The sequence below is a fragment of the Promicromonospora kroppenstedtii DSM 19349 genome, from assembly GCF_000515355.1.
GTDB classification, from domain to species: Bacteria; Actinomycetota; Actinomycetes; order Actinomycetales; family Cellulomonadaceae; genus Promicromonospora; species Promicromonospora kroppenstedtii.
The window spans coordinates 2929-4820 of record NZ_KI911723.1 but is presented as its reverse complement, the minus strand read 5'-3'; the positions used below and the strand labels follow the sequence as shown (position 1 = coordinate 4820).

Here is a 1892-nt window from a genome sequence, read left to right as displayed (position 1 = left end):
CCGGGCCAGGCGGATCGCCGTCATCGTCGCCTCGGTGCCGGTGGAGACCAGGCGCACGCGCTCGGCCGCGGGGACCCGCCGGCGCACCTCCTCCGCGAGGTCGACCTCGGCCACGGTCGGGGCGCCGAACGACAGGCCGCGCGCGGCGGCCTCCTGGACCGCGGCGACGACCTCGGGATGCGCGTGGCCCAGCAGCGCGGGGCCCCACGAGCACACCAGGTCCACGTACTCGCGACCGGCCACGTCCGTGACGTACGGGCCGGCGGCCGACGCGAGGAACCGCGGGTCGCCGCCCACGCTGCCGTAGGCGCGGACCGGCGAGTTCACACCGCCCGGGATCGCGCCCTGCGCGCGCAGGAACGCCGCGTGGTTCGCCTCGGGGGCGGTCACTTGATCCACCCCGCGATCTCGAGGGCCCAGTAGGTGAGGATGACGTCGGCGCCCGCCCGCTTGATGCTCGTGACCGACTCCAGGACGGCGCGGTCACGGTCGATCCAGCCGTTCGCACCGGCCGCCTCGATCATCGCGTACTCGCCCGAGACCTGGTACGCGGCCACGGGCACGTCGCTCCGGTCGGCGACGGCGCGCAGCACGTCCAGGTACGACCCGGCCGGCTTCACCATCACGAGGTCGGCGCCCTCGGCGAGGTCCAGGTCGGCCTCGCGCAGCCCCTCGCGGGCGTTCGCGAAGTCCATCTGGTACGTCTTGCGGTCGCCCTTCAGCTCCGAGTCCACGGCCTCGCGGAACGGCCCGTAGTACGCGCTCGCGTACTTGGCGCTGTAGGCCAGGATGCTCGTGTCCAGGAAGTCCGCGTCGTCCAGCGCGTCGCGGATCATCGCCACCTGGCCGTCCATCATGCCCGACGGCGAGATGACGTCCGCGCCCGCCTTCGCCTGCGCCACCGCCATGGAGGCGTAGCGGGCGAGCGTCGCGTCGTTGTCCACAGCCCCTGTGGATGTCAGGACGCCGCAGTGCCCGTGGTCGGTGAACTCGTCCAGGCAGGTGTCGCCCATCAGCACCGGGGTGGCGGCGCCGGGGGCGAGCCCCTCGTCCAGTGCCGCGCGGGCGGCACGCAGCGCCCGCTGCAGGATGCCGTCCGCGGCGTCGGCCTGCGAGCCGCTCGCGTCCTTGACCTGGGGGATGCCGAACAGCATGACGCCGCCCAGCCCCGCGTCCCGTGCGGCCCGCACCGCCTCGACCAGCGACTCCTCGGTGTGCTGCACCTGCCCGGGCATGCTCGCCAGTGGCGCGGGCTCGGTCAGCCCCTCCTTGACGAAGAGCGGCAGGACCAGGTCGGCAGGGTGCAGGCGGGTCTCGGCGACCAGGCGGCGCATGCCCGCCGTGGCGCGCAGACGACGCGGCCGGTACACGATCCCGGTGGTGCTCACGGTGTCCTTCTTTCTGTCTGGTGCATCAGGTCCTGACGAGTGCTTCGGTCACGGCCGCGGCCAGGGCCGCGTCCGTGGGTGCTTCGGCGACGCCGAGCACCGTGTGCCCGACGTCGCCTGCTACACGGGCCGACGGCTCCCCGATCGCCACCACGCGCTGCGGTCCCAGCTGGGCGGCGACCTGCCGGGCGGCCGACCCGGAGGCGACCACGACGACGTCGTACCGTCGGCGCAGCTCCGGCGGAATCTCGTGCGCGACCGTGCGGTAGGCCGTCACGACGTCGACGACCCAGCCCTTGGCCACCAGACCCGCGCGGACGGTGTCGGCCGCGAGATCGCCGAGCGGGAGCAGCACCCGCGGCGCGGTGCCGGGTGCCGTGGGGAACGTGTCGGCGAGACCGGCTCCGGTCGCGGTCTCCGGCACGAGGTCGACGGAGAGCCCGTGCGCGGCCAGGGCATGCTTTGTCGCCGGCCCGACGGCGGCCCAGCGGACCGGCGCCGGCC

General features: G+C 74.5%; 3 protein-coding genes. All 3 read right to left on the bottom strand.

The genetic code is table 11. The annotated features are described in order from the left end of the window. Positions 1-399, bottom strand: a 399-nt coding sequence (locus PROKR_RS20770; protein ID WP_157602381.1) for an aminotransferase class III-fold pyridoxal phosphate-dependent enzyme, incomplete at its 3' end; no start/stop codon positions are given. Beyond that, entirely contained in the window at positions 387-1334 is a 948-nt protein-coding gene (hemB, locus tag PROKR_RS20765) for a porphobilinogen synthase (protein ID WP_051433198.1), read from the bottom strand. The genes hemB and PROKR_RS20770, both read right to left, overlap by 13 nt. A 79-nt stretch (positions 1335-1413) precedes the next feature. Continuing rightward, on the bottom strand, positions 1414-1892 hold a 479-nt coding region (locus PROKR_RS20760; RefSeq protein WP_169736495.1), incomplete at its 5' end, for a uroporphyrinogen-III synthase.

What these genes read in the sequence shown, in the direction of transcription:
- hemB (WP_051433198.1), bottom strand. Translation starts at nt 1,334, where the DNA reads ATGCGCCGCCTGGTCGCCGAGACCCGCCTGCACCCTGCCGACCTGGTC.